The organism is Aeromonas cavernicola, assembly GCF_002795305.1.
Classification (GTDB): Bacteria; Pseudomonadota; Gammaproteobacteria; order Enterobacterales; family Aeromonadaceae; genus Aeromonas; species Aeromonas cavernicola.
Genome location: NZ_PGGC01000285.1, coordinates 1 through 1,562, shown reverse-complemented (window position 1 = coordinate 1,562; position 1,562 = coordinate 1). Strand labels below are relative to the sequence as shown.

At 64.5% G+C, this 1,562-nt stretch carries 1 protein-coding gene and 1 pseudogene; both read right to left on the bottom strand.

The features are described 5' to 3' along the window. A pseudogene (locus CUC53_RS18575) lies at positions 1-790 on the bottom strand (exodeoxyribonuclease V subunit alpha); the annotation flags it as partial. Continuing rightward, positions 787-1,562 (bottom strand): PD-(D/E)XK nuclease family protein (locus CUC53_RS18570; RefSeq protein WP_201796809.1); only part of this gene is annotated, 776 nt, incomplete at its 5' end. The gene CUC53_RS18570 and the pseudogene CUC53_RS18575, both read right to left, overlap by 4 nt.

Genomic DNA, 1,562 nt, shown 5'->3' with positions numbered 1-1,562 from the left:
GTCCCTTAGTAGGTTGTGAACAAAGCGCTGGTACGGAGCAGGATGAGGGGCCTGCCCCGCGCTGGCCGTTGCAGCAGAGCGCCTCGGGCACCAGCGCATCCAGCTTGCTCAAGTCGCTCGCCGCCTGGGCGCTGGCCAGCAGCCCTTCGATGGCGGGCCAGTCCACTTCGTTCGGGAACACCAGATCCAGATACTTCTCGATAAAGTGGCGGGCCGAGAAGTCGGGGGCGAGGCGGGCCTTGAGCAGCGCCGCGAACACCAACCCATAGTCGCGGGCAAACAGCCGCGACAGGGCCGGGGCAATCTCCGGCCATTCGGCTCGCTCGCTCAGGGCGCGCAGATGGCGGGCCACCCCCAGTTCAAAATCGTGGTAGCGGGTGAGGTAGAGCCGCCCGTGCCACAGCCGCAGCGGCCAGCGCGGGGCAGGCCCCTCATCCTGCTCCGTACCAGCTCTTTGTTCACAACCTACTAAGGGACTTGCCGCAAACAGCGCAGGCCAGCGGGCAAGATCCGCCAGATCCAGCAGCAGATCCCGGCTCTGCTGGGGATCCAACCCGAACGGGAGCAGGGATCCGGCAGCGAGCATCTCCAGCGGCAGACAGACATGGCCGCGCCCCAGCTCGAAGCAGGCGAGCGCCGCCCCCAGTACCAGTTCGGGGCTACCGCCAAGGTCGGCCACCAGCCTGGCAAATTGCAGATCCAGCTGGCGGATGCGGCCAGCCAGCGCCAGTGTTTTCAACCGTTCAACCATCATTGTGCTGGCTGCGGTGCTGATCATGGTGCCGCTCATGCCTCTACCTCGTTAAATGCTTGGGATCCCGCTGCTGGCAGCTCACTGCCTTCGCGAAACAACTTATCCAACCCCAGCACCAGTTCACGGCTCGGGCGGGTATGGAAAATGCCCCCCTGCGGCATGCCGCGCAGGAACAGATAGAAAACGCCGCCAAAGTGCTGCTCGAAGTCGTAACCCGGCAGGCGCAGGGTGAGCAGCCGGTGCAGCGCCAGCGAGTAGAGCTGGTATTGCAGGTCGTAGCGATGCTCGGCCATCGCCCGCTCCAGCGCCGGACGGCTGTAATCGGCGGGGCTCAAGCCGAGGTGATTCGATTTGTAGTCGAGCAGATACCAGCGCCCCTGCCACTCGAACACCAAGTCGATAAAGCCCTTGAGCATCCCCTGCACGGTGGCAAAGCTGAGCGGCTTGTTGCCCCGCGACAGCGGGTCGTGCTGCTGGCAGAGCGCAGTCAGCGCCGGTGCCGTCACCCGTCCCATGGGCAGGAAGAACTCCAGCTCCACCTGTTTGCGCTCGGGGGCCAGATCCCGCAGCCGCACCGGCTCGCCAAAACCCGTTTCAAGGGGAGTATCGAGCACCGCCTCCACCTGCTGTTGCAGCACGGGAGCCCAGCTCTCGTCGAAGCCGTCTTGCAGCAACAAACTGGCGATATGCTCTGCCAGCGAGTTGCCGCCGGCGCTCTGAAAATCGATGGTCTCGAACAGACTGTGCAGCAAGGTGCCGGGACGCGCCCCTTTCGGGAAGGTAAAGATGGAGGGCTGGGGCGCTGGTA